This window comes from Streptomyces ruber (assembly GCF_014648075.1).
GTDB lineage: Bacteria > Actinomycetota > Actinomycetes > Streptomycetales > Streptomycetaceae > Streptomyces > Streptomyces ruber.
Map to the genome: position 1 here is coordinate 20,968 of NZ_BMQK01000010.1, position 25,934 is coordinate 46,901.

Below are 25,934 nucleotides of genomic sequence, written 5' to 3' on the forward strand. Positions count from 1 at the left end.
CGTCATACCCTCGCGCACTCTCCGTGATGCGCGAGGGTATGACGGTTCCCCCGGCCCCGCCCACGGACCGGGTCAGCGGAGCGAGATCTCCGGTCGGTAGAGGTCCAGCCAGACCGCCAGGTCGAGGGTCCGCTCCAGACCGCGCCGCGCGGCCTGTGTGTTCATCGGGGTGTCGCGCTCCGCCGCCCGCCGGACCCGGTACCGGTCGACGAGGCCGAACACCGGGTGGTCGGGCCGGGACAGCAGCTCCCGGGTCTGCTCCTGGAGGGCGGCGGCGTACTTCGGGTCCTGCGTGGACGGGTAGGGGCTCTTGACCCGGTCGTAGACGGACCGCGGCAGTACGTCCGCGGTGGCCTCCCTGAGCAGGCTCTTCTCCCGGCCGTCGAAGGACTTCAGGGACCAGGGCGCGTTGTAGACGTAACCGACGAGCCGGTGGTCGCAGAAGGGCACCCGGACCTCCAGGCCGACGGCCATGCTGGCGCGGTCCTTGCGGTCGAGCAGGATGCGCACGAACCGGGTCAGGTGGAGGTGGCAGATGCGCCGCATCCGGTACTCGAAGTCGCTCTCGCCGTCCAGCCGCCGGACACCGGAGACGGCGGCGCGGTAGCCGTCGGCCACGTACGACGGCAGGTCGAGCTCCTTGGTCAGTTCGGGGCGCAGCAGGTCGGCGTCCTCACCGAAGTCCCGGCCGGACCGCACCAGCCACGGGAAGGTGTCGGCGTTCCGCGCCTCCTCGTCGAAGAACTGGAGGTAGCCGCCGAACACCTCGTCGGCGGACTCACCGGACAGGGCGACCGTGGAGTGTTCGCGGATCGCCCGGAACAGCAGGTACAGCGAGGCGTCCATGTCCCCGAACCCCATGGGCAGGTCGCGCGCCCTGACGGTCCTCGCCCGCACCTCGGGGTCGGCCAGGGCCTGGGAGTCCAGGACGATGTCCTGGTGGTCGGTGCCAGCCGAGCGGGCCACGTCGTGCACGAACGGGGTGTCGGGTGTGCCGCGCAGCTCGTCGGCGACGAAGTTCTCCGTCTGCCCGACGAAGTCCACGGCGAAGCTGCGGACCTTCTCGCCGTGCTCGGCGAGCTGCCGGGCGGCGATCGCGGTCATGGCGGAGGAGTCGAGTCCGCCGGAGAGCAGGGTGCAGCGCGGGACGTCCGCGACGAGCTGCCGGCGCACGATGTCGTCCAGCAGCGAACGGACCGTCGCGACGGTGGTGTCGCGGTCGTCGGTGTGCGGCAGGGTCTCCAGCTCCCAGTAGCGCCGGGTACGCAGGCCCTGGCGGTCCACGGTGACGACGGTGCCGGGCTCGACCTCGCGCATGCCGTCCCACACGGCGTGGCCCGGCGTCTTGATCATGGTGAAGAGTTCCCGCAGGCCGTCGAGCGTGACCCGGCGGCGGGCCAGCGGGTTGGCGAGGACCGCCTTGGGCTCGGAGCCGAAGAGCACGCCGTCGGAGGTCGGGGCGTAGTAGAAGGGCTTGATGCCCATGCGGTCGCGGATCATGACGAGCTTGTCCGCGCGGCCGTCCCAGACCGCGAAGGCGTACATGCCGTTGAGGCGCTCGGCGACGGCCTCGCCCCATTCGAGGTAGCCGCGCAGGACGACCTCGGTGTCGGAGTCGGTGGTGAAGCGGTGGCCGCGCTGGCCGAGTTCACCGCGCAGCTCGGTGAAGTTGTAGGCCTCGCCCGAGTAGACGAGCGCGACCGTGCCCCGCGGGGTGTCGGCCGTCATCGGCTGACGGCCGCCGGGCAGGTCGATGATCGCCAGCCTGCGGTGTCCGAGCGCGGCGGGCCCCTCGGCCCAGGTGCCGCGGTCGTCCGGGCCGCGGCAGGCCATCGTCTCGGTCATCGCGTCGAGTGTCGCGGTCTCGGCGCGCAGATCGCGGTCGAAGGAGACCCAGCCGGTGATGCCGCACATGCGTACCTCCTGCGTCCGGTCCGCCTCGGGGCCCGCCCAGGAGCCGCCGAGCAAACCAGTTGTATCGAGCACCTAACATCTCGAGCCTCCGCCGGAGGACCCGCCCGGGTCAACGCGGCCGTAACATCGAAACGCCGGCGCGACCCCCGGCTTTTCGGCCGGACTTTGCATGTGCGATAACCGCTGATGACCGCGCACCTGCCGCGCTCCCGGCAGAGAACGGCATCGACCGCGCGAGATCGGCCACGGTCAAAAACTTCACCAACGCCGAGCAAACCCATCCGGTATGCCCATTTTGCCATATTTCCCGTATACGACAGCCTGCACACGACACGACCGGCGCACCTGCTCGCCGGCGGCCGGCGAGCAGCACGGAGGGGGGTCAGAGCATGGAACCGCCGCCGTCGACGGCGAGTTCGGCGCCGGTGGTGAAGGTGGCCTCGAAGGCGAGGAAGGCCACGGCCCTGGCGACCTCGGCGGAGGTGTCCAGGCGCAGCACGGGGTTCTCCGCGGCCGTCTGCACCTTCGCCCGCTCCGCGGCCTCCCGGGGCATCGGCGCCTCCAGGATGCCGGAGTCGATCGGGCCGGGGCCGACCGCGTCGACGCGGATCCCCGCGGGAGCAGCTCGCGGGCCGGACCGCGGGGCATCGAGCGCCCGGCCGCCTCGGCGGCGGCGTAGGCGCCGAGCGCGGGCAGGCCCAGCACGTTCGCGACGGAGGTGGTCAGCACCACGGCGCCACCCTCGGCCAGCAGCGGAGCGGGCTTGTGCACCGTGAAGTACGCACCCTTGGCGTCGACGGCCGTCAACTGGTCGCAGAGCTCCTCACCGGCGGCCTCGAACGGCGCGAAGCCGTTGACGCCGGCGTTGGCGAACAGGGCGTCGACCGTGCCGAATCGGGATCTGCGCAGCCGCCGTCCCGACGCCCGCGTCCGCACCCTCCACCTGGACTGTGACGAGGCGCGCGCCCTGCCCGGGGGCCGGGTCGACGCGCCGGCCGTCCGCACGCCGCTGCCGGTCCCGGACGTCGGCCTGAAGATGACCGTCCTCCACGCCTGACGCACACCCGGGCCGACGGGATCCCGTGCCACGGGCTTCACCGTCTCACCGACGACCGTCCTCGACGGCCTTTCACACATTCCACGAGTGCAGCCACTGCCGTGAAATCACCGTGGCCTGTGCTTTACCCGGCCAGGTGAGGAGCGTTCCGCTCGGACCGGCAGAGCGTCTTGCCCACCAGGGTTCCTGACCCCGCGTCACATAATCGTGACATTGCTCATATTGCCCGCCCTTTACTCTCCCATTGCCTTCCGTGTTTCGATGGAACGGTCGATTCCCGGTACCGACCCGCCACATCCGACGGCAGTCGCCGACGCAACGTCGGCATGACCGATGGGGATGCTTCTTCTCATGCCCGAAAACGGCAAGGCCCTGCAGCTCTCCGACGCCCAGCTCGGCATCTGGCTCGCGGAACGCGCCGGTCTCGCCCGGCCCGGCGCCTACCAGCAGGCGGAGTACCTCGTCCTCGACGGCGCCGTCGACACCGGCCTCCTGGCCGCCGCGGTCACCCGGACCGCGGCCGACTGCGAGGCGGTCAACGTCCGTGTCTCCGGGACGGCTGACTCCTCGCCCGTGCAACGGCTCGTGCCCGGTACGGAGCACACCGCCGAGGTGGTCGACCTCCGGGAGGCACCCGATCCGGACGCCGCCGCACTGGAGTGGATGCGGGCCCGGACGGCCGCGGCCGGGGGCAGCGACGACGGGCCGTTGTTCCTCGGCGCCGTGCTGCGCGTCGCCGACGACCGCTCGCTGCTCTTCCACCGCGTCCACCACATCGCCCTGGACGGCGCGGGCATGGCGCTGTTCGCCGAGCGCGTCGCCGAGGTCTACGGCTGTCTGCTGGACGGCCGTGCCGTTCCGGGGAGCGGCTGGGGCGGACTCGATTCCCTGGTGCGCGCCGAGGCCGCCTACCGGGACTCCGCCGAACACGCCGCGGACCGGGACTGGTGGCGGGACCGGCTGGCGGGGCGGCCGGACTTCCTCAGCCTGGGCACGCGTCCGGCCCCGGCCTCGGACCGTTCGCTGCGGCTGACCAGAACGCTGTCCGAGGAGGAGTTCGCGAGGCTGCGGGCCGGTGCGGAACGGCTCGGGCACCGCTGGACCCGGCTGCTCACCGCGGTGACCGCGGTCTACCTGCACGCCGTGACCGGCAGCCGCGACGTCGTACTGAGCCTGCCGGTCGCCGGCCGTGCGCCCGGACTCGCCCGGGCCGTGCCCGCGATGACGGCCAACGTCCTCCCGCTGCGGCTGCACGCCGACCCGGCGGCCACCGTCGGTGAGCTGCTCGACCAGGTCGCCGGGGAACTGCGGCTGGTGCGCCGGCACCAGCGGTACCGGGGTGAACACCTGCGACGCGAGCTGGGACCTTCGCAAGGCACCGAGGGCGACGGTGGCCGGAGGTTCTTCGGTCCGGTGCTGAACATCCAGCGGTTCGGCCGGCCGCTGCGGTTCGGCCGGGTGACGGCGACCGTCCACAACCTGCAGGCGCCGCCGTCGGAGGACCTCTCGATCGTCGCGTACGACCGCGGGGACGGCGGGCTGCGCCTCGACTTCGACGCCAATCCCGCCAACCACAGCGAGGAGTTGCTGCGCGACGTCGCCGGCCGGTTCCTCCACGTGCTGCGGCAGATGACGGAGGCCGGCCGGGACACCCCGCTGGCACGGCTGGCGGCGACCACCTCGGGCGAGCGCCGGCACAGCGCGGCGCTGGGCACGGGCCGCGCCGTGCCGGTCCCGCGCACCGGTACGGCCGTCGGCCGGTTCGCCGAGCGGGTGCGCCGCTCCCCCGACGCGTACGCGGTGCGCTCGGCCGCGACCGGTGAGCGGCTGACCTACCGCGAACTCGACGCGCGCAGCACGGCGCTGGCGGCCGAGGTCGCCGCGGCGGGCGCGGGCCCGGAGCGGACCGTCGCGCTGCTGCTCGACCGGTCGGTGGACCTGGTCGTCGCGGCGCTCGGCGTGCTGAAGGCCGGCGCGGCGTACGTCCCCCTGCAGCGCGAGGACGCGCCCGCCCGGCAGGAGGCCGTGCTGTCCGACGCGGGCGCCCGGCTGCTGATCACCGAGCGCGGGACCGAGGGCGATCCGGTCGTCGCGCGGGCGCGTGACCTCGGTGTGCGGCGACTGGACGTCCACGCGCGCGGCACCGCGGAGGCCGTGACACCCGGGATCGCGCCGGAGACGCTGGCGTGCGTCATGTTCACCTCCGGGTCCACGGGGCGGCCCAAGGGGGTCGCGATCACCCAGGGCGACCTCGCCGGGCTCGCCGCCGACCGGTGGTGGACCGAGGGCGGCGCGGACCGGGTGCTGCTGCACTCACCGCACGCCTTCGACGCGTTCAGCCTGGAGCTGTGGGTGCCGTTGCTGACCGGTGGCGAGGTGGTCGTCGCCCCGCCGGGACGGCTGGACCCGGCCGCACTGTCCCGGATCACCGCCGACACCGGCGTCACCGGACTGTGGCTGACCGCCGGGCTGTTCGACGCCGTCGCCGCGGACGACCCCGGCTGCCTCGGCGGGCTGCGGCAGATCTGGACCGGCGGCGACGTGGTGTCCCCCGCCGCGGTGCGCGCCGTACGCGCCGCGCTGCCGGAGCTGACCGTCGTCAACGGCTACGGGCCGACCGAGACCACGGTCTTCGCGACCAGGTTCGCCGTGGCGGAGCCGCCGGAGGACACCGGGCCCGTTCCCATCGGTGCGCCGCTGGACGGCAAGCGGGTGCTGCTGCTCGACGACGCGCTGCGGCCGGTACCGCCCGGCGTGGTGGGAGAGCTGTACGTGGGGGGCGCCGGTGTGGCACGCGGCTACCTCGGCCGGGCCGCCGCGACCGCCGAGCGCTTCGTGGCCGATCCGTACGGGCCGCCGGGCGCCCGTGTGTACCGTACGGGCGACCTCGCCCGCTGGAACCGCGACGGACGGCTGGAGTTCGTCGGGCGCGGCGACGGACAGGTCAAGCTGCGCGGCTACCGGATCGAGACGGGCGAGGTGGACGCCGCGCTGCTGGCCGAGCCCGGCGTGCGGCAGGCCGCGACGGTCCTGCGCGAGGACCGGCCAGGGGTGCGGCGACTGGTGTCCTACGTGGCCACGTCGGGCGGCACGACGGCGCTGCTCGACGCCCTGGCGGACCGGCTGCCCCCGTACATGGTGCCGTCCGCCGTGGTGGCGGTGGACCGGCTGCCGCTGACCCGCAACGGCAAGCTCGACCGGGCGGCGCTGCCCGCACCGGACACCGGGACCGCCGCGGGCGCCGGGAGCACCGACGCGGCCGGCAGCCCCCGCACCGCCGCGGAGCGCCGGCTGGCCGAGCTGTTCGGCCGGATCCTCGGCCTGGACAGCGTTCCCCTCGACCGGGACTTCTTCCGGCTCGGCGGCGACAGCATCAAGGCGATCCAGCTCGCCGGCGCGGCGCAGCGGGCCGGGCTGTCCGTCACCACGCCGGACGTGTTCCGCACCCCCACCGTCTCCGCCCTGGCCGCCGCCGTCGGCGCCGACGCGGGGACGGACCGGGAGCACCGGGTGGCGCTGGGCGACGCGGACGACCCCACGGTCCCGCTGACGCCCGTCATGCACTGGCTGCGCGGGCGCGGCGGCACGGTCGACGGCTTCGTCCAGTCGCTGACGGTGCGCACCCCGGCGGGCATCACCGCGGCGCAGGTCCGCGCGGTGGTGCAGGCGCTGGTCGACCACCACGGCATGCTGCGGCTCTCGCTCACCGTCGTGGACGGGCTGTGGATGCTCACGGTGCTGCCCCGGGCCACGGTCGAGCTGAACCACCCGGACACCGTGCTCACCCCCGGACAGGGGCGCGTCGTGCACGCGAGCTGGCGCGACGCCGGGCCGGCGGAGCGGGGCGAGCTCACCCTCACCGTGCACCACCTCGCCGTCGACGGTGTCTCCTGGCGCATCCTCCAGGAGGACCTGCGGGTTGCCTGGGAGGCCGTACGGCTGGGACGCGTCCCGCGGCTGCAGCCGACGGGGACCTCCTTCCCCCAGTGGGCGAGGGCACTGGTCCAGCACGCGCACCACCCGTCCGTGCTCGCGGAGTTCCCCCGGTGGCGGGACGCGCCCGAGGACCCCCCGGTCGCCGGCCGTGCGCTGGACGGCGCGGTGGACACCGAGGACACCCGCCGCCGGCACTCCGTCACCCTGCCCGCCGCGCTCACCGGGCGTCTGGTGACCGACGCGACCGCGGCCTTCGACTGCTCGGTGCACGACCTGCTGCTGACCGCGTTCGCCCTGGCCGCCGCCGACTGGCGGGAGGGACCGGACACGCTCCTCGTGGACCTGGAGGGGCACGGCCGCGAGGAGTTCGCCGGCAACCTGGACCTGTCCCGTACGGTCGGCTGGTTCACCACGCTGTTCCCCGTGGTGCTCGATCCGGGGTGCTCCTGGGCGGACGCCCGTACCGACCCGACCGTGCTGGACGGGGCGGTGGCCATGGTGCGGTCCTGTGTGCGGGACGGCTCGCGCGCGGGGCTGGCCCACGGGCTGCTGCGCCACCTCAACCCGCAGAGCGGGCCGGTGCTGGCCGCCCGGCCGGCGCCGCAGTTCGCGTTCAACTACCTGGGCCGCTTCGACGTGGGAGGCGACGAGGACTGGGCCGTGCGGGCCGACGCCGCGGGGCTCGGCGCGCCCACCGGCGGCGGTCTGGCGATGAGCCACCCCGTGGAACTGGACGCCCTGGTCGCCGACTCCCCGGACGGTCCCCGGCTGGTGGCGCACTGGTCCTGGCCGGGCGGGCTGCTCGACGAGGCACGGGTGGCCGGCCTCGCGCGGCGGTGGTTCGAGGTGCTGGAGGCGCTGACACGGCGAGCGCGCGCCCGGGCGACCGGTGAGCTGCCCCTGCCCCCGCTCGCGCAGGGGCTGCTGTTCCACTCCCTCTACGACCACGACGGCGCCGACCCGTACCTCGTCCAGTTCGTCCTCGAACTCGGCGGCACCCTGGACGCCGTGGCGCTGCGCGACGCGCTGCACCGCCTGCTGCGGCGCCACCCCCAGCTCTCCGCGGGCGTCCGGCAGAACCCGTCCGGGCGCCCCGTGCAGGTCGTCGTCCCGGACGCCGCCGTGGAGTGGCGGGAGCTGCCCGCGCACGAGGACCTCGAACGCTTCCTGGAGCACGACCGCAGACGGCGTTTCGACCTCGCCACCCCTCCCCTGGTCCGCGCGGCCCTGCTCCCCCACCGGGACGGTGGGCGGCACACGTTCGTGCTGACCACGCACCATCTCCTGCTGGACGGCTGGTCCATGCCGATCCTGATCAGGGAGCTGTTCGCGCTGTACGCCGGTCACCCGCTGCCGCCCGCGCCGCCGTACCGCGACTTCCTCGACTGGCTGGCCACCAGGGACTCCCGCGCGGACGAGGCCGCCTGGCGCGCGCTGCTGTCCTCCGTGGACGGTCCGACGCTGGTCGGCGGGCCGGGACGGCGCGGTTCGGCCGCGGCCCGCAGCCGGCTCACGGCCGAGCCGGCCGAGGCCACGAGCGCGCGGATCGACGCCGTGGCACGGCGGTACGGGCTGACGGCCAACATCGTCGTGCAACTGGCGTGGGCGGTCCTGATCGGCGCGCTGACCGGGCGGGACGACGTGGTGTTCGGCGCGACGGTCTCCGGCCGGCCGGCGGAACTGCCCGGTGCGGAACGCATCGTCGGCCTGCTGATCAACACCGTTCCGGTGCGGGTCCGTCTCGATCCGCGCCGGTCGGTCGCCGAGATCCTCGGGGAGCTGCGCGCCCAGCAGTCGGCCCTGCTGGACCACCAGCACGCCGACCTGACCCGGCTGCAGTCGATCGCCGGGCACGCCGAACTGTTCGACACGGTCGTGGTGTTCGAGAACTACCCGGTCGGGGAGGACGGACTGCGCGGCCTCGTGCCCGGTCTGGAACTGCGGGAGATGCAGGGGCGGGACGGCACGCACTACCCGCTGACGCTCGTCGCCGTACCGGGCGGCCGGCTGCGGCTGCGCCTGGACTACAGCACCGACCTGTTCGGCGAGGAGGCGGCCCGCCGTCTGCTCGACCGTCTCGGCGCCCTGCTGGACCGCATCACCGGGCGTCCCGAGGCGCGGCTGGGGCAGCTCGACCTGCTGCTGCCCGACGAGCGGGAGACCCCGGCTCAGGCCGCGGCGGAGCCCGCGCCGGGCACTCCGTCCACACTTCCCGCGCTGTTCGAGGCGCAGGTGCGCCGGCGGCCGGCGGCCCCGGCCCTCACCTGCGGGACCACCACGCTGTCGTACCAGGAGCTCAACGCGCGGGCGAACCGCCTCGCCCGGCTGCTCGTCGCACGCGGCGCCGGGCCGGAACGCCTGGTGGCCCTCGTGCTCGAACGCTCCGTCGACCTGGTGGTCGCGGTGCTGGCCGTACTGAAGTCGGGGGCCAGCTATCTGCCCCTGGACCCGGCGCACCCCGAGGAGCGGGTGCGGCAGGTGCTGGCCGCGGCCGGACCCGTACTCGTCGTGACGGGCGCGCCGCTCCCGGTGCCGCACCCGCAGCTCGTGCTCGACGGCACCGACGACCCGGCCGGCTCCCGCCCGCCCGCCCCGGCCGACGACCTCGGTGTGGCCGTGGACCCGCACAGCACCGCCTACGTGATCTACACGTCCGGCTCCACCGGGACCCCCAAGGGTGTCGTGGTGTCGCACCACAACGTCGTGCGGCTGCTCGCGGTGACCGACGCCCGGTTCGGTTTCGGTGCCGACGACGTGCACACGCTGTTCCACTCGTACGCCTTCGACGTGTCGGTGTGGGAGCTGTGGACGGCGCTGGGCCGCGGCGGCCGCCTGGTGGTCGTACCGGACGACGTCGCCAGGTCGCCGCGGGAGCTCCTCGCACTGCTCGCCCGGGAGCGGGTCACCGCGCTGAGCCAGACCCCGTCGGCGTTCTACCAGCTGATGCGGGCCGAGGCGGAGGCGGAACCGGGCGGGCTGCCCGCGCTGCGGGTCGTCGTGTTCGCCGGTGAGGCGCTGGAGCCGTCCCGCATCCGCTCCTGGCACGGCCCCGGCCGCCCGCGGCTCGTCAACATGTACGGGATCACCGAGACCACCGTGCACTCGACGTACGCCGAGCTGACCGACCCCGACGAGACCGCCGGTGTCATCGGCACCGCGCTGCCCGATCTGCGGCTGCGCCTGCTGGACCACGCGCTGCGGCCGGTGCCGCCGGGCTGCCCCGGCGAGATCCACGTGGCGGGCCCCGGAGTGACCCGGGGGTATCTGGGGCGGCCCGGGCTCACCGCGAGCCGTTTCGTCGCCGACCCCTTCGGCGCGCCCGGCGCCCGGATGTACCGCTCCGGTGACCTCGCGCGGCAGCGGGCCGACGGCACGCTCGAGTACCTGGGCCGCACGGACCAGCAGGTGAAGATCCGCGGCTACCGGATCGAACCCGGGGAGATCGAGCGGGTCCTCGAACGGCACCCCGACGTGGAGCGGGCCGTGGTGCTCGCCGACACCGACGCCGACGGAGGCAGACTGCTCTGCTACACCGTGATGACCGGGGACACGACACCCGCCGGGTTGCGCGAGTACGCCCGCACGGTGCTGCCCGCGCACATGGTGCCCGCCTTCGTCCTGCCGGTCGACGAGATCCCGCTGACCGGCAACGGCAAGCTGGACCGCAGGGCGCTGCCGCGCCCGGAGACCGCGCTGCCGGTGAGCCGCCCGCCCGCGGACGAGCGGGAACGGCTGCTGTGCGCGCTGTTCGCCGAGACGCTGGGTATTCCGGAGGTCGGCGCGGAGGACAGTTTCTTCGACCTGGGCGGGCACTCGCTGCTGGCCACCCGGCTGATCAACCGGGTGCGCGCGGAGACCGGTCACGAGCTGGGCATCCGCACGCTGTTCGACGCGCCCGTCGTCGCCGACCTGGCGCGGCACCTGCCGGAGAAGCCGGCCGGCGCGCCGCGCGCCGGGCTCGTCGTGCCGGCCCGCCCGGAGCGGATCCCGCTCTCCCCCGCGCAGCGCAGACTGTGGTTCTTCAACCGGTTCGCCGGGCCCAACTCCGTGTACAACATGTCCTTCGCGGTCCGGCTGACCGGCCCCCTGTCGGCCGGGGAGCTGCGCGCGGCCCTCGGCGACGTGCTCGTCCGGCACGAGAGTCTGCGCACCACCGTCATGGAGGCCGACGGCGAGCCGTACCAGCACATCGGCACGGCGGAGGAGCTGTCGTTCGAGGCGGTGACCACCTCGGAGACCGAGCTGCCCGGCCTGCTCGCCGACGCGGCCGCGCACGTCTTCGACCTCGGCACCGAACTCCCGGTCCGGGTCACGCTCTTCGAGACCGCGCCCGACCGGCACGTCCTGCTCATCCTGCTGCACCACATCGCCGCGGACGGCTGGTCGCTGGCCCCGTTGGCCCGCGACCTGTCCACCGCCTACCGGGCGCGCGTCGCGGGCGGGGCCCCGCGGTGGCCCGGCCGGCCCGTGCGTTACGCCGACTACGCGCTCCGGCAGCGCGAACGCGACCTCCGCGAACAGATCGCGTACTGGACGGAGAAGCTGCGCGGCGTCCCGGAGGTGCTGCCGCTGCCCACCGACCACCCCAGACCGCCGGTGTCCGCGCACCGCGGGGAGACCGTCGGGTTCTCGCTGGACGCCGGGCTGCACGCGCGGCTGACCCGGCTCGCCCGGTCCACCGGGACCAGCCTGTTCATGGTGGTGCACGCCGCCGTCGCGACCCTGCTGTCACGGCTCGGCGCCGGTGCGGACGTCCCCGTCGGCACACCGGTGGCGGGGCGCCACGACGCGTCGCTGGACGACACGGTGGGCTGCTTCGTCAACACGGTGGTACTCCGCACCGACCTCGGCGGCAACCCGACGTTCACCGAGCTGCTGGAGCGGGTGCGCGCCACCGACCTCGACGCCTTCGCCCACCAGGAGGTGCCGTTCGAGCAGGTGGTCGAGGCGGTCAACCCGCCGCGCTCGCTCTCCGCCCACCCCGTGTTCCAGGTGATGCTGGCCTTCCAGGACACCCCGTCCGCCGACTTCGACCTGCCCGGACTGCGGGTCGAACCGGTCGCCTCGCACGGCGGCGCCTCCCGTATGGACCTGCTGTTCAGCCTGTGGCAGCGGCACACGGAGCACGGGTCGGAGGACGGTGTCGACGGCGAGCTGGAGTACGACACCGAACTGTTCACCCCCACCTCCGCCCGTCTGCTGCTCGTCCGGCTGGAACGGCTGCTGCACGCGGTGGCGGCGGAACCGCACCGCAGGATCGCCGACCTCCCGGTCCTCGTCCCCGGCGAGCACGAGCAGCTGACCGCCCGCTGGAACGACACCGCGCACGACGTGCCCGGCACCACCGTCGGCGCACTGTTCGAGGCACAGGCGCTCCGCACCCCCGACGCACCCGCCGTGCTGCACGGGGACACCGTGCTCGGCTACCGGGAGCTGGCCGCGCGGGCGGACCGCGTCGCGACGGAGCTCCGCGCCCGCGGGGCCGGTCCCGGCAGCCTGGTCGCCGTACAGCTCGGGCGGGGCCCCGACCTGCCCGCCGCGTTCCTCGCGGTCCAGTCGCTCGGCGCCGCGTACCTGCCGGTCGACCCCGCGCTGCCGCCGCGGCGGATCGCGGCCCTGCTGGCGGACGCCCGTCCACTGCTGGTGCTGAGGTCCGGCGACGACGGGCTCACCGTCGCCGCCGGACCGGCGGAACCGGCGCCCGTGCCCGAGGACACGGCGTACGTGACGTACACCTCGGGCTCCACCGGACGGCCGAAGGGCGTCGTCGTCCCGCATGCCGCGCTGACGAACCTGGTGCTCGCCCTGCGCGAGGGGCTCGCGGTCGGCGCGGCGGACCGGGTGCTGGCCGCCGCGCCCGCGAGCTTCGACATGTCCGTGCCCGAGCTGTACGTCCCGCTGGTCACCGGGGCCGCGACGGTGATCGCCGACCGGGACGCGCTGCGCGACCCCGACGAGCTGGCCGCGCTGCTCGACCGGCACGGGGTCACCGTGATGCAGGCGACCCCGTCGCTGTGGCAGGCCCTCGTGGCCCGGCGCCCGGACCGGCTGCGGCACGTCCGCGCGGTCGTCGGTGGCGAGGCGGTACCGGCACGGACGGCCGGGGAACTGGCCGGTCTCACCGCGTCGCTGCTGGCCTGCTACGGCCCGACCGAGACCACGGTGTGGTCCACCGTGCACCCGGTCACCGGCCCCGTGGCGACGGCCACGGTGCCGCTCGGACGTCCGCTGTGGAACACACGGTGTTACGTGCTGGACGCCGGGCTGCGGCCGGTGCCGCCGGGTGTGACCGGCGAGCTGTACGTGGCCGGCGCGGGCGTGGCCACGGGCTATCTGCACCGGCCCGGACCGACCGCGACCCGGTTCGTCGCCGACCCCTTCGGCCCGGCGGGACACCGGATGTACCGCACCGGCGACCTCGCGTCCTGGACCGCCGACGGGGCCTTGCGCTTCCACGGCCGGACCGACGACCAGGTGAAGATCCGCGGTCACCGCGTCGAGCCCGGCGAGATCGAGGCCGTACTGACGATGCACGAGGACGTCGACGCGGCCGCGGTGGCCGTGCACGACCGCGGCGCCGACGACCGCCGGCTGGTCGGCTACGTCGTCCCCGCGGACGCCGACCTGCGCTCGGTGGGCGCGCACCTGGCCCGGCACCTGCCGGACTACATGGTGCCCGCACGTCTGCTCGCGCTGGACCGGCTCCCCCTCGGCGCCAACGGGAAGCTGCTGCGCGACCGGCTGCCCGTGCCGGACTGGGCCGCCGCGGTCGACGCGCGGCCGCCGGGGAACCTGCGCGAGGACCTGATGTGCCGGCTCTTCGCCGAGGTGCTGGACATGCCCCGGGTCGGTCCGCACGACCACTTCTTCGAACTGGGCGGGCACTCGCTGCTGGCGGCCCGGCTGACCGACCGGATACGGACCGTTCTCGGCCTGGAACCCACGATCCGCGACGTCTTCGAGACGGCCACGCCCGCCGCGCTGAGCCGGCTGCTGGACCGGGACCGCGCGCCGTCGCACGACGCTTCCGCGCACCTCGTGCCCTTCCGGACCGGCGGCACGGCGGCACCGGTGTTCTGCGTCCACCCGCTCAGCGGGATCAGCTGGCTGTACTCGGGGCTGCTGCGGCACATCGACCGCGACCACCCGGTGTACGGCATCCAGGCCGAGGGCCCCGGCGGGGTGACCGATCTGCCCGGCTCCGTCGAGGAGACGGCCGAGCGGTACCTGGAGCTGCTGCGGTCGGTCCGTCCGGGCGGGCCGTACCACCTGGTCGGCTGGTCCTTCGGCGGACTGGTGGCGCACGCGATGGCGGTCCGGCTGCGTGAACTCGGCGAGCCGGCCGGGGCCCTGTTCCTGGTGGACACGGTCGCGGGCACCGCGGCCGGACCGGGACGGCCCGTCGACGACCGGCGCGTCCTGCGGGTGCTGCTGACGGCCGCGGGCCTCGACGACCGGCGGTTCACCGATGCCGACCTGGACTTCGGCACCGTCTCGGCCCTGCTGCACCGGGAGGGGAGCCTGTTCGCCCGGTTCACCCCGGACGACATCGACCGTGTCATCACGGTGTCGCGCCACAACGACAGGCTCGCGCGGGCCTACCGGCCGCCCCGTTGTCCCGGCGACACCACGTACATCGAGGCGGCCGCGGACGCCGACGCGCCGCGCCGCGTCCCGCACCACGAGCTGTGGCGGCCCTTCGTCGGAGGTGTCCTGACGGTCGGTCACGTCGGGGCGCTGCACCACCAGGTGATGCAGCCGCAGCACGTGGACGAGGTCGGGGGCCTGCTCCGTGACTGCCTGAGGAGACTGCGTTGACCAGCACAGACGCCGGCACCGGCACCGACTCCGACGGCGGCTTCGGCTCCGGTGCTCTCGCCGGACTGCCGCCGGGCGCCCGGGTGGTGGTCCGGCTGCCCACCGGCCCCCGGCTGGCGGACACCCTGCTCACCTGCTTCGACCTGCGGCTCGTCGCGGTCCCGCTGCACCCGCGCGCCACCGGCCGGGAGGTGGCGGACATCGCCGGACGCGTCTCCGCGACGGCCCTGGTGGACGTCCACGGTGTGCACCGCACCGGCCTGCCCGACGTGCACGCGGACACGGCTGCGGACGACCTCGCCCTCATCATGTTCACCTCGGGCTCCACCGGCCCGCAGAAAGGGGTCATGCTCGGCCGGCGGGCCGTACAGGGCAACGCCACCAGAACGGCGGCACTGCACGGCATCGCGCCGGACCGGCCGCACGGCACCTGCCTGCCGCTGTACCACTGCAACGCGCTCGTCATGTCCCTGATCGGCACCTACCTCACCGGCGCGCCGCTGACCCTGCAGGCCGCCTTCGACCCGGCCGGCTACTTCGCCGCGCTGGACGCCGCCGGGGCCAGGACCGCCTCCATCGTGCCCGCCCTGCTGGCGGACCTGCTGGAGGCCGGCCCCGACTGGCCGGACGGCCTGGAGTACCTGATCACCGCGGCCGCCCCGCTGACCAGCGACCTCGCCCGCCGCTTCCACCGCCGGTACGGCCCCCGCCTGCGGCAGGGCTACGGGCTGACCGAGGCCGTCAACTTCAGCTTCACCATGCCCCTGCTCGACGACGCCGGCTTCCGCGACCAGTACCTGGAACACACGCCGCCGGTCGGGGCACCGCTGCCGGACACCGAACTGCGGCTGGAGGCCGGTGAGGTGTGGATCAGGACGCCGGACCTGATGACCGGTTACTGGCAGGATCCGCGCACCACCGCCGCCACCGTCACGGAGGACGGCTGGCTGCGCACCGGCGACCTGGGCGAACTCCGCGACGGCCTGCTGGTCCTGCGCGGCCGCGCCGGTGAGCGCATCAACCGGGGCGGCGAGAAGCACTACCCGCTCGACGTCGAACGCGGCTGGCGCCGGGCGGGCCTCACCGGCCGGTTCGCGGCGGTCGCGGTGGACGAACCCGCGCTCGGCCAGGACATCGGGCTGGTCGCCACCGACCAGCCGGTCTCCGCCGTGCGCGACCTGTACGAGCGGGCGCCGCTGCGCCCCGCGGTGGTCCAGTTCGGCGGGTTCCGGGCGACGTCCACCGGCAAGCCGCAGCGCAGGGCGATGGGCCGGGTCCTCGGCGCGCGCCGGGCCGCCCCCGCCCGGTACGAACGGCTGCTGCGCCGCGCGGCGGCCACCGCACAGGAGCTGCTGCGCTCGGGCGCCGAGGACCCCGCCCTGCGGGCGCTGGCCGCGCAGGCCGACGGCCGCCCCGTACCGGGTACGGGCGGCGAGGAGGCCGTGTTCGGCGCCTTCGACTTCCTGCGGGAGCACTGGCACCGCGCGGCCGAGGCGGAGCTGTCCCCGGCCAGGGAACGGTGGCTGCGCACACTGCTCACCGAGTGGCCCCTGGCGCTCCACACCGAACTCGCCGCGGACGTGGCGGCCCGCCACGGGTTCGACGGGCCGCCGGTGTCCCTGGGGACCGAGGCCCGCTTCGGCGACGGCTCGCTGCTCGTGCTCCCGCACGGGCCCGCGGCCGACGGCCCCGGCTGGCCGCTGGGCCCGCTGCTGTCCTTCCTCGGCGGTGCCGTGCCGGGCGTCCGGACGGACCGCTGGGCGTGGCTGGCCCGGCGGCGCGAGGGCGGGAGCGCGACCGCGGGCTGCTCGGTGCTGCGCGCCGGACGCCACGACCTGGGCGGCGTGCTGTGGGCACGGCGCCCGGATTCCGCACCGTACGAACACTGATGCCACACCCGACACGGACACCGGCACCGACGCCGACGCCGACGCCGACATCTGACGACCTTTCGGGAGCGACCGGATGAGCCACGACACCACCGAGACGACGACCGGCCGCATGAAGCGGTCCCCCGACCACGAGGACGAGATCCTCGACCTCCGCCGGCACCGGGACCCGGGCCGCAACCGGCTCACCCCGGTGGTGCGACTGCCGCCGGACGTCGCCATGACCGTGGTCGAGGCCCTCGCCGGGCTGGTCCGGTCGGCACACCGCGAGGAGCGGGCGCACCCCACCCCGGCCGGGGAGCTGAAGCAGGCGCAGGAGTTCGAGGAAGGGGACGTCTTCATGCTGGAGCCGCCCTTCGAGGGCTACTTCGCCGACCGCTACCTGATGGACTTCTACGACACCACCGAGCGCGACATCTGTTCCCGCATGCACCTGCACACCGGGCTGCGGTTCGTCCGCATGATGACCGGCCCGGACACCACGATCCGGGTGTCCAGCCTGTCCCCGATCACCGTGCGGCCCGCGGCGCCGGGCTGGACCGGGCCGCTGACCGCCTTCACCGACGCGCTGCCCGGCACACCGCCGGGGGTGCACCGGGACCGGCACAACGTGATCGTGCCGCCGAACTCCTGGGTGGACATGCAGATACCGCGCGGCGTCTCGCACCAGTTCAACGCGGTGGGCCCGAACGCGGTGATCGACTCGGTGCACCCGGAGGAGTCCATCGAGACCCTGCGCGAGGGGATGTCGGGCTACCGGATGATGGCGCAGACCATCTTCCTCGCCAAGGACAGGAGCCCGGCCGCCACCTGCGCGGGCGTCACGGCGCCGGACGACGGCACGGCCCGCTGACCCCACGAATCACCCGCTGTGACCACGGAGTTGACTCGCATGACGAACCCCTTCGACGACCCGAACGGCACGTACCTCGTCCTGGTGAACGAGGAGAACCAGCACTCGCTGTGGCCGGAGTTCGCACCGGTGCCCGACGGATGGCACGTGGCGCGTCCGGCCGGTTCCCGGGACGCCTGTCTCTCCTTCATCGAGGAGAACTGGACGGACATGCGCCCGGCGAGCCTGGCCCGCGCCATGGACCGGACGGCCGGTGACGGACAGCCGGTGCCGGACGGACAGCCTGTGACGTGACGGCGGCCCCGGTGGAGCGGCCCGCGCCGGGTGCGCACCACCAAAACTACCGGGGATCCTCGCGGGAGAAGTGCCGGGCGCCGGGCGCGAGCGCGGCGGCGGCCGGCGCCGCGAAGCAGACCGCCGCGCAGACCGCGAGGACCGACCGGGGTCCGAAGGCGTCGATGGCCGGGGCGATGAGGGCCAGGCCGACGGGTGCGAGGCCGTAGGAGAACAGGAAGTCCAGCGAGGAGACCCGGGCGAGCTTGTCGGGGGCGACCTCGCGCTGGGTGGCGGTGAACCAGGGCACGTTGAACAGTTCGATGCCGATCCCGGCGACGGCGTAGGCGGCCAGCACCACGCCGGGGTGGACGGGGAACACCAGGCTGAGGGGGGCGAACCCGTAGGCGGCGAGCCCTGCCAGCGCGGCCCGCCCCGGGGAACGGGGACGCAGGCGGGCGACGATCAGGGCCCCCGCGAGAGCTCCGACGGTGTAGGCGGTCAGCGCGCCGGCGAGCACCGCCTCGGTGCCGTACTCGTCCCGGCTGACCAGGGGCAGGGCGACACCGGTGGCGGAGTAGCCGGTGGCGATGACGGCCGTCAGCGCGGCCAGGCCGGCGAGGAACCACGGGTGCCTGCGGGCCTCACGGATGCCGTCGGCGAACTCGGTCAGCAGCCGGGACCTGCCGGTGACCGCACCGGCGGAGCCCTCCCCGGCACCCGCGTCGGCCCGGGCGGCGGCACGGTCGGCGGCACTCTTCCCGGCACCGCGTCCGGGGACGAGTGCGGCGACGAGCCAGAGCAGGCCGATGCCCAGCAGCAGCGCCCGGACGCCGAGGAACACGGCGAGCAGGGCGGTCAGCGAGGGGCCCGCGAGGGTGGTGACCCGGACCGCCAGGGTCATGGCGGCGTTCGCCTGCTGCCTGCGGTCCTCGTCGACGACCTCGGCGGTCAGCGCCTGGAAGGCCGGCCGGCAGGCGCCCTGTCCCGCACCGGCCACGGCGGCGGCCGCCGCCGTCAGCCAGACCGAACGGCCGAGCCCGGCGGCGAGCAGAGGGGCCGCGGCGCCCGCGGACAGCCCCGCCCACAGCACGACGCCCCGGCGGGAGTGCCGGTCCGCCAGCACGCCCGCCACGGGCACCGCCGCGAGGAATCCCACGGTGCGGGCGGCGAGCAGCAGACCGAGGTCGACGGCGGTGAGTGTGCGGTCGAGCACGGCGAGGCCGAGGACGAACGGCAGCGCCCAGGTGGCCAGACCCGACGCCGTGGCCCCCGACCACAGCCGCAGGAAGGCCGCGTCCAGCAGGACGGACCGCCGCTTCACGGGAGGGGGTTCGAGTACTGCGGTGGATGCGGATGGTGTCGACACGTGGGACAACTCCCGTCGCTCGTGGGCTCGCTGATACCGGCGACGACTAGATTAATGAAAATCATTATCGCTAGAGTAGCCGTCGGCACACACGCTTGCGACGTACGAGACCAAGGAGCCCTAGTGGACCGGACGGCCACCGGACCTGCCCTGCTCGACCAGCTTCCGCCGCCCCTGCCCGCCGAACAGATCATCGCCCTCAACCGGCCCGGCGCCGACCTGCACACCACCCGCACCTACATATGGAACGGCTGGACCTTCGACGTCCCGCCCGGCGTCTTCATACCTGGCGGCACCAGCCGCATCATCCACGAGCGGCTGCTCGACGGCCGCATCGAGGTGCGGGGCCGCCGCTACGCCGCCATGGGCGTCGGCCTCGGCGTCGAGGCCGTGGCGGCCGGAGTCCGCGGCGCCCGGGAGATCTACGCGATCGACGTCCACCCGGAGAGCGTGGCGACCACCGTCCGCCACTACCGGCGCCTGGTCGGCGAGTCCCCGGACACCACGCTCGTGCCCGTCGTCGGCGACGTCTTCGCGGGACTGCCGGACGGGGTACGGCTGGACACCGTCACCTTCAACCCGCCCGCCGTCAGCCGGACCGTCAGCGACGACCCCGACGTCGTACGCAACGTCTGCGTGGGGGCGTCCCTGCTGGGCACCTTCTTCGCGCAGCTCGCACGGAGGGACCTGCTGGCCCCCGACGGCGAGGTGCGCGTCATCGTCTCCAACACCGCCGATCTGCGCGCCGTCGTCCGGCACGCCCTGGACCACGGCTTCCACCCCGAGGTCGAGCACCTGCACGACTGGCGGGACGGCGTGCTCACCTTCCTGTTCCGGTTCACCCTCGGAGGGCGGGCATGAAGAACACCGACGACCTGCTGGCCGCCGTACTGGCCGGAGAACACGGCCCGTGCCCCGACGACCTGGTGGCGACCAGTGTGTTCTGGCTCCACCACGGCACCCGGCTGGCGGGCGGGGACACCACCTACCTCAACCAGTACGTCCTGGTCCGCCTGGGCGGGTCCTTCGGCGCCTGTGCCTTCGAGGCGGGTGAGTTGGATCCGGCCGTCTGCCGTGACGCCTCGGGAAGTTCCCTCGGCGCGCTGCTGCGTGCGGCCCCGCGCCCCTTGAGGATCGCGGCGCTCGACGCCTGCCTCGCCGCGTCACGGCCGCACCGGGAGGCGACGGAGGCCGAACCGGTCGTCCTGCCCGCCGGCCCGCCCGAGGTCCGCGCGAGAGCCCGGGACGCGGCCGTCGCCGGGCTGCTGGACATCCGGGAGGGGGCCGAGGTCGCCCTGATCGGCGTGGTCAACCCGCTCGTCGCGGCGATCCGCGAACGCGGCGGCAGACCCCTGCCGTGCGACCTCAACCTGCGCGCCACCCAGTGGGGCGACCCGGTCACCGACGACATGCACGAGGTGCTCGAACGCGCCGAGGCCGTGGTCGCCACCGGCATGACCCTGGGCAACGGCACCTTCGACACCATCGTGACGCGCTGCCGCGAACGCGGCGTGCCCCTGGTGGTCTACGCGCAGACCGGCAGCGCGGTGGCGCGGGCCTTCCTCGGCGCGGGCGTGACCGCGCTGTCCGCGGAGCCGTTCCCCTTCTCCCAGTTCAGCGCCGAACCCACCACCCTGTACCGCTACCGCGCCGCGAGCCGCTCATGACGGCCGGCACCCGTGAGAGCACCGTGTCCCGTACCCCTCCGCACGACACCGTCCGCACCGGGCACGGGCACGCCGCCTGCCACCACGGCGAGATCCTGCAGGGCGTCTTCCTCGACGAGCGGCGACGCCCCTGCCACGGCCTCGTCACCCTGCCGATGACCGGCCCGGGCACGCACGCCGCCTTCGTACGCCGGCCCGGCGCCCCGCCCGACGAGGTCACGGTGGCGCCCGCCGGCCGTACGAAGGCGCGGCGCGCGGCCGTGCTCACCGTGCGGGAGTGCGCCGCCCGCCGCCGGGAGGAGCCGTGCGGCGGGGAGCTGCGGCTCAGCGGTGACGTGCCGGTGGGGCTGGGCATGGGGTCCTCCAGCAGTGACGTCATCGCCACGGTGCGGGCGGTCGCCGACTCCTACGGCCTGCGCCTGCCGCCGGGGACGATCGCCCGGCTGGCGGTGGAGGCGGAGGGGGCCTGCGACCCGCTGATGCTCGACCGCCGTCCGCTGCTCTTCGCCCAGCGCGAGGGACGCGTCCTGGAAGTCATGGGCGCCGCCCTGCCGCCCGCCGTCGTCGTGGGCTGCACCCTGGGCGGCGGCGCCCCCGTGGACACGCTGTCCCTGCCCGGACGCGCCCACCACGAACGGGACCTGGCCGCCTACGAGCGTCTGCGCCGCATGCTCCGCCGGGCCGTCGCCGACGCCGACCCCGAACTGCTCGGCCGGGTCGCCACGGACAGCGCCCGCCTCAACCAGCGCACCCACCCCCAGGAGGAGTTCGCCCGTCTCACCGCGATCGCCGGGCACGCGGGCGCCACGGGCGTGCAGATCGCCCACAGCGGCAATGTCGCCGGCATCCTCTTCGCCCCCGCCGCTCCCGGTCTCGACCGCCGGCTGCGCCGCTGCCTGCACGCCCTGGCCGCCGACGGCATCCCGTTCACCAGGACCTTCACCACCTTCCCGAGCCGGCGCCCCCACCGGCTTCCCCCGCGAGGAGTCCCCGCATGGACGAGCACATCTCCGAAGCGATCGGCCGACCGGACCTGATACGTCTCGACGACGGACTCGTCTGTCTGCGCTTCGAGACCATGAAGGTCGTCTCCGCCCTGGCGGCGGTACGGCACCTGCTCGACACCGGCGCCGTACGGCGCGGTGACACCCTCGTCGACAGCTCCAGCGGCATCTACGCCTACGGGCTCGCCCTCGCCTGTCACCGCTACGGCATGCGCTGTCACATCGTCGGCTCCACCACCGTCGACCACACCCTGCGCACACAACTCGCGGTACTGGGCGCCCACCTGGAGCAGATGGAGCCGAGCAGCGACCTGAAACTCGACCAGAAACGCCGGGTCGCCCGCGTCCAGGAGATCCTGCGCGAACACCCCGGCTACCACTGGATGCGCCAGTACCACGACGACATCCACTACCTCGGCTACCGGGCCGTCGCCGACCGCGTCCACGAGGAGACCGGCGCCGGCGGGCTGACCCTCGTCGGCGGCGTCGGCTCCGGGGCGTCCACCGGCGCCCTCGCCCACTGTCTGCGGCGCCACAGACCCGGCACCCGGCTCGTCGGCGTCCAGCCGTACGGCAGCGTCACCTTCGGCAGCGAGCACGTCACCGACCCGGACATCATCATCGCCGGGATCGGCAGCTCCATACCGTTCGGCAACGTCCGCCACGACCTGTACGACACGCTGCACTGGGTCGCCTTCGACGCCGCCCTCACCGGCAGCGTCGACCTGCTGCGCCGGCACGCGGTGTTCGCCGGCCTGTCCACCGGCGCCGCCTACCTGACCGCCCGCTGGGAGCGCGGGCGGAGTCCCGGCCGGACGGTCGTGTTCATCGCCGCCGACACCGGCCACCGGTACGTGGACACCGTCTTCGCCCGGCACCGGGACGCGGCCCGTATCGAGGACCTCGCGCCGCGCGAGGTCATGACGCCGGACGAGCTCGTCCTGCCGTGGTCCCGCATGGACTGGAACCGCTCCCCGGCGCCGTCCGGGGCCTCGCTGTAGGCACCGGCCGACGGGCCCACTGGGTGACCGGTGGGCCCGGGCGCCGCCGCGCTCAGTCCTTCAGCGTGCGCAGGTACTCGGCGAACTTCTCCAGGCCGTCGATGTTGCGCGGCCCGCTGATGCCCTCGTTGTAGTCGAGGACGAAGAAGTTGTTCTTCTCGACGGCGGGCAGCCTGCTGGTGCGCGGCGACTTCCGCAGGAAGTCGATCTTCTCCTGGGCGGGCTGGTCACCGTAGTCGAGGATGATGACGACCTCGGGCTCGGCCTCGGTGACGGCCTCCCAGCTCACCTGTGTCCACCGCTCGTCGAGGCCGCCGAAGACGTTCCTGCCGCCGGCCGTCCCGATGATGTCGTTCGGCGGGACCTGGCTGCCGGCGGTGAACGGCTGGTCCGTGCCCGAGTCGTAGAGGAAGACCGGCACCGGGTCGCCCTCGGGGGCCCGCGCGGCCACGGCCTCCGCCCGCCGCCGGAGACCTTCCACGACCTCCTCGGCCCGCTCCTCCACCCCGAAGATCTTCCCGAGCCGCTCGAGGTCGGAGTAGAGGGCTTCGAAGGGGGTGACCCTCTGGGGGTGCCCTGGGTAGTTGAAGCAGCTCTCGGTGTGCATGAAGCTCTGGATGCCGAGCTTGTCGAGGATCTCGGGTGTGATGCCGCGCTGGTCGCTGAAGCCCGAGTTCCAGCCGGCGACGACGAGGTCGGCGCGGGCGTCCACGACGAGTTCCTTGTTGAGGAGGTCGTCACTGAGCATCTCGACCCGGGCGTACTCGGCCGCCCACGGCGACTCGGTGACGGGCGGGTTCGCCGGGGGCATGACATAGCCCAGGACGTGGTCGGTCAGGCCGAGGCTGAAGAGCTTGTCGGCGCTGCCGCCCTCGTAGGCGACGGCTCGCCGCGGTGTCGTGTAGGTGACCGGCTCGCCGCACCGGTCGACGGTGACCTTCCTCGGCGGCGCGGACGCCCCGGCCTCCGCGTCCGGGCCGACCTCGGCGCCGCAGCCGCCGATCAGCAGGACGGCCGCCAGCGCGGACCCGAGTGCGGTTCCTCTTCGTGCGGCGTTCGGGATGCGGGTCACGGGCATGATGCGGCTCTTCCGTTCGGCGGAGCGGGGGAGGGAGAAGGGGACAGCGAGTACAGCAGCTGCGGATCGCCGGTCAGGGGGTGCGGCACGACGTCGGCGTCGACGCCGAACACCTCGCGGACCAGTTCCGCGGTCAGGATGTCCTTGGGCGTGCCGGTGGCCACCAGGCGCCCCTGGGAGAGGACCGCCAGCCGGTCGCACGCGGCGGCGGCCAGGTTGAGGTCGTGCAGCACGACCAGGACCGTGAGACCCGAACCGCGCAGCAGGGAGAGCAGTTCCACCTGGTGCCGTATGTCGAGGTGGTTGGTCGGTTCGTCCAGCACGAGGACCCGGGGCTCCTGGACCATCGCCCGGGCGACCAGGACGCGTTGACGCTCGCCGCCCGACAGGGTGAGGACGCCCCGCCGGGCGAGGTGGTGGACGTCCATCCGCCGCATCGCCCGTTCGCACAGCTCCCGTTCGCGGCGGCCGAGCGGCTGGTTGCCCCGCAGGTGCGGGGTGCGCCCCAGCGCGACGACCTCCTCCACGGTGAAGTCGAGGTCGACGGTTCCGTCCTGGGTGAGGGCCGCGACGGCGCGCGAGCTCTGACGCATCGTCAGTCGCGACAGGTCGTCACCTCCCACCCGTACGACGCCGGAGGTGGGACGCAACGCCCGGTACACACACCTGAGGGCGGTCGATTTCCCGCTCCCGTTGGGCCCGACCAGGCCCACCACCTGCCCGTCGGCCACCTGGAGGGACAGGTCCCGCACCAGTGCCCTGCCGTCGGTCACCACCGACAGCGCGTCGAGTTCGAGGTCCATGTCAGCCTCCTCCGAACAGGTAGGCTCTGCGCCGCATCAGGAGGATGAACACCGGCACTCCGACGAGCGCGGTGATGACTCCCAGGGGCAGCTCGCGCGGGGCGACGAGGGTCCGGGAGACCAGGTCGGCCCACACCATGAAGACCGCACCGGCCAGGGGGGCGACGGCCAGGACCCGGGCGTGGCCGGCGCCGACCGCCATACGCACCAGGTGCGGCACGACCAGTCCGACGAAGCCGATGGCACCGCTGGTGGCGACCATGGCACCGGTGACCAGCGACGCGACCACGAGAAGCTCCTTGCGGTGCCGGTCCGGGTCGACACCCAGACTCGCGGCGGTCTCGTCGCCGAGGGCCATGACGTCCAGTACGCGGCTGCGCCGGTGCAGCAGCACCACGCCCAGCAGCACGACCGCGGTGACCACGGGGAGCGCGCCCCAGGTGGCGGCGCCGAAGCTGCCCATCGTCCAGTACAGGACCGTGCTGGTGGCCTCGCTGTCGGGGGCCAGGTAGACGATCACGCTCATCAGCGCCTGGAACCCCAGCGACATGGCCACCCCGGTCAGCACGAGGCGCAGCGGCGACAGGCCACCCCGGCCGGCCGCGGCGGCGTACACCAGCAGGGACGCCGCCAGCGCGCCGACGAAGGCGCCGACGGACATCGCGTGGACGCCCAGTGCCGCCAGTCCGCCCGTGACCGTGACGGCGACCGCGCCCACGGAGGCGCCCGAGGAGACGCCCAGCACGAAGGGGTCGGCCAGGGCGTTGCGCACCATCGCCTGGACGGCGACGCCGACGGCGCTCAGCCCCGCTCCCACCAATGCCGCCAGCAGGACGCGCGGGGTGCGGATCTGCCAGACGATCTGATAGGCGGTCACCTCGTCCGCCGCGATACGGCCGCCGCTGAGCGCGGCCCACAAGTACCGGGCGGTGTCACCCGGTGCGATCACGGCGGAGCCCATGCCGATGGCCAGGAGGACGGACACGGCGAGGAGTACGGCCAGCAGAGCGCACGTCAGCGCCGTTCCCGTACGGGAGCCGGGCCGGCCGCGGGCATCCGCCGGGCCGGCAGGGTGCGTCGGCCCGTCCGGCGCCGAGCCGTCGACGCCGTCGACGGCTTCCGACGGCGGGGTGGTCGCGGGCGGGGACATGTGACCGGCCTCTCGAACTCGGGGAACGGCGTGCGTTCCGCCTCTGCGGCCACAATCTCCCATCAGCTGAAAATGATTGTCAAGTTATTTGATTGTCGTGCGGGACCGCCGTGTACGGGACC

General features: G+C 74.1%; 14 protein-coding genes and 1 pseudogene. 9 read left to right on the forward strand and 6 right to left on the reverse strand.

Annotated elements, in window-relative coordinates; translation table 11 throughout:
• Positions 1-72: 72 nt before the first annotated feature.
• A complete protein-coding gene (asnB, locus tag IEZ04_RS21085; protein WP_189218496.1) occupies positions 73-1,914 on the reverse strand; it encodes an asparagine synthase (glutamine-hydrolyzing) in 1,842 nt (613 codons plus the stop codon).
• Positions 1,915-2,296: 382 nt separating this feature from the next.
• Positions 2,297-2,850: pseudogene (locus IEZ04_RS35985) on the reverse strand (SDR family oxidoreductase).
• Between IEZ04_RS35985 and IEZ04_RS36245 the strand changes: the two are divergent.
• From IEZ04_RS36245 to IEZ04_RS21110, 5 genes are all read left to right on the forward strand, one after another.
• Positions 2,801-2,971, forward strand: coding sequence for a hypothetical protein (locus IEZ04_RS36245; RefSeq protein ID WP_229821185.1), 171 nt, complete (start codon positions 2,801-2,803; stop codon positions 2,969-2,971). The pseudogene IEZ04_RS35985 and the gene IEZ04_RS36245 sit on opposite strands and share 50 nt — an antisense overlap.
• Before the next feature lie 351 nt (positions 2,972-3,322).
• Entirely contained in the window at positions 3,323-14,725 is an 11,403-nt protein-coding gene (locus tag IEZ04_RS21095) for a non-ribosomal peptide synthetase (protein ID WP_189218497.1), read from the forward strand.
• Positions 14,722-16,614 (forward strand): class I adenylate-forming enzyme family protein, encoded by a 1,893-nt coding sequence (locus IEZ04_RS21100; RefSeq protein WP_189218498.1) that lies wholly within the window; start codon positions 14,722-14,724, stop codon positions 16,612-16,614. Before IEZ04_RS21095 ends, IEZ04_RS21100 begins: the two co-directional genes overlap by 4 nt.
• 76 nt (positions 16,615-16,690) lie before the next feature.
• Complete coding sequence (locus IEZ04_RS21105; protein ID WP_229821151.1) at positions 16,691-17,467, forward strand: hypothetical protein; 777 nt, start codon at positions 16,691-16,693, stop codon at positions 17,465-17,467.
• Between the two features lie 39 nt (positions 17,468-17,506).
• A complete protein-coding gene (locus IEZ04_RS21110; RefSeq protein ID WP_189218499.1) occupies positions 17,507-17,761 on the forward strand; it encodes an MbtH family protein in 255 nt (84 codons plus the stop codon).
• A 46-nt stretch (positions 17,762-17,807) separates the two neighbouring features.
• Here the strand turns inward: IEZ04_RS21110 and IEZ04_RS21115 are convergent, their stop codons facing one another.
• Positions 17,808-19,064, reverse strand: a complete 1,257-nt coding sequence (locus IEZ04_RS21115) for an MFS transporter (protein ID WP_189218500.1) — start codon at positions 19,062-19,064, stop codon at positions 17,808-17,810.
• Between the two features lie 168 nt (positions 19,065-19,232).
• Between IEZ04_RS21115 and IEZ04_RS21120 the strand changes: the two genes are divergently transcribed.
• Genes IEZ04_RS21120 through IEZ04_RS21135 form a run of 4 tightly spaced genes read left to right on the forward strand, consistent with a single transcriptional unit; the run spans position 19,233 to position 22,781 of the window.
• On the forward strand, positions 19,233-19,970 hold the full coding sequence (locus tag IEZ04_RS21120) for a class I SAM-dependent methyltransferase (protein WP_189218501.1): 738 nt from the start codon (positions 19,233-19,235) through the stop codon (positions 19,968-19,970).
• Entirely contained in the window at positions 19,967-20,776 is an 810-nt protein-coding gene (locus IEZ04_RS21125; protein WP_189218502.1) for a Rossmann-like domain-containing protein, read from the forward strand. Before IEZ04_RS21120 ends, IEZ04_RS21125 begins: the two co-directional genes overlap by 4 nt.
• A gap of 23 nt (positions 20,777-20,799) precedes the next feature.
• Entirely contained in the window at positions 20,800-21,813 is a 1,014-nt protein-coding gene (locus tag IEZ04_RS21130) for a GHMP family kinase ATP-binding protein (RefSeq protein ID WP_229821152.1), read from the forward strand.
• Positions 21,771-22,781, forward strand: coding sequence for a pyridoxal-phosphate dependent enzyme (locus IEZ04_RS21135; protein ID WP_189218504.1), 1,011 nt, complete (start codon positions 21,771-21,773; stop codon positions 22,779-22,781). The genes IEZ04_RS21130 and IEZ04_RS21135 overlap by 43 nt, the downstream gene beginning before the upstream one ends.
• 52 nt (positions 22,782-22,833) lie before the next feature.
• On the opposite strand, the gene IEZ04_RS21140 is transcribed toward IEZ04_RS21135, so the two are convergent.
• The 3 genes from IEZ04_RS21140 to IEZ04_RS21150 are packed head-to-tail and all read right to left on the reverse strand — an operon-like array spanning position 22,834 to position 25,812.
• Positions 22,834-23,859 (reverse strand): ABC transporter substrate-binding protein, encoded by a 1,026-nt coding sequence (locus tag IEZ04_RS21140; protein WP_189218505.1) that lies wholly within the window; start codon positions 23,857-23,859, stop codon positions 22,834-22,836.
• Entirely contained in the window at positions 23,850-24,662 is an 813-nt protein-coding gene (locus tag IEZ04_RS21145) for an ABC transporter ATP-binding protein (protein ID WP_189218506.1), read from the reverse strand. The genes IEZ04_RS21140 and IEZ04_RS21145 overlap by 10 nt, the downstream gene beginning before the upstream one ends.
• Before the next feature lies 1 nt (position 24,663).
• Entirely contained in the window at positions 24,664-25,812 is a 1,149-nt protein-coding gene (locus IEZ04_RS21150; RefSeq protein WP_189218507.1) for a FecCD family ABC transporter permease, read from the reverse strand.
• Between the last annotated feature and the right edge of the window lie 122 nt (positions 25,813-25,934).

What these genes read in the sequence shown, in the direction of transcription:
- IEZ04_RS21135 (WP_189218504.1), top strand. Translation starts at nt 21,771, where the DNA reads ATGGACGAGCACATCTCCGAAGCGATCGGCCGACCGGACCTGATACGT.
- IEZ04_RS21145 (WP_189218506.1), bottom strand. Translation starts at nt 24,662, where the DNA reads ATGGACCTCGAACTCGACGCGCTGTCGGTGGTGACCGACGGCAGGGCA.
- IEZ04_RS21110 (WP_189218499.1), top strand. Translation starts at nt 17,507, where the DNA reads ATGACGAACCCCTTCGACGACCCGAACGGCACGTACCTCGTCCTGGTG.
- IEZ04_RS21095 (WP_189218497.1), top strand. Translation starts at nt 3,323, where the DNA reads ATGCCCGAAAACGGCAAGGCCCTGCAGCTCTCCGACGCCCAGCTCGGC.
- IEZ04_RS21125 (WP_189218502.1), top strand. Translation starts at nt 19,967, where the DNA reads ATGAAGAACACCGACGACCTGCTGGCCGCCGTACTGGCCGGAGAACAC.
- IEZ04_RS21150 (WP_189218507.1), bottom strand. Translation starts at nt 25,812, where the DNA reads ATGTCCCCGCCCGCGACCACCCCGCCGTCGGAAGCCGTCGACGGCGTC.
- asnB (WP_189218496.1), bottom strand. Translation starts at nt 1,914, where the DNA reads ATGTGCGGCATCACCGGCTGGGTCTCCTTCGACCGCGATCTGCGCGCC.
- IEZ04_RS21140 (WP_189218505.1), bottom strand. Translation starts at nt 23,859, where the DNA reads ATGCCCGTGACCCGCATCCCGAACGCCGCACGAAGAGGAACCGCACTC.
- IEZ04_RS21105 (WP_229821151.1), top strand. Translation starts at nt 16,691, where the DNA reads ATGAGCCACGACACCACCGAGACGACGACCGGCCGCATGAAGCGGTCC.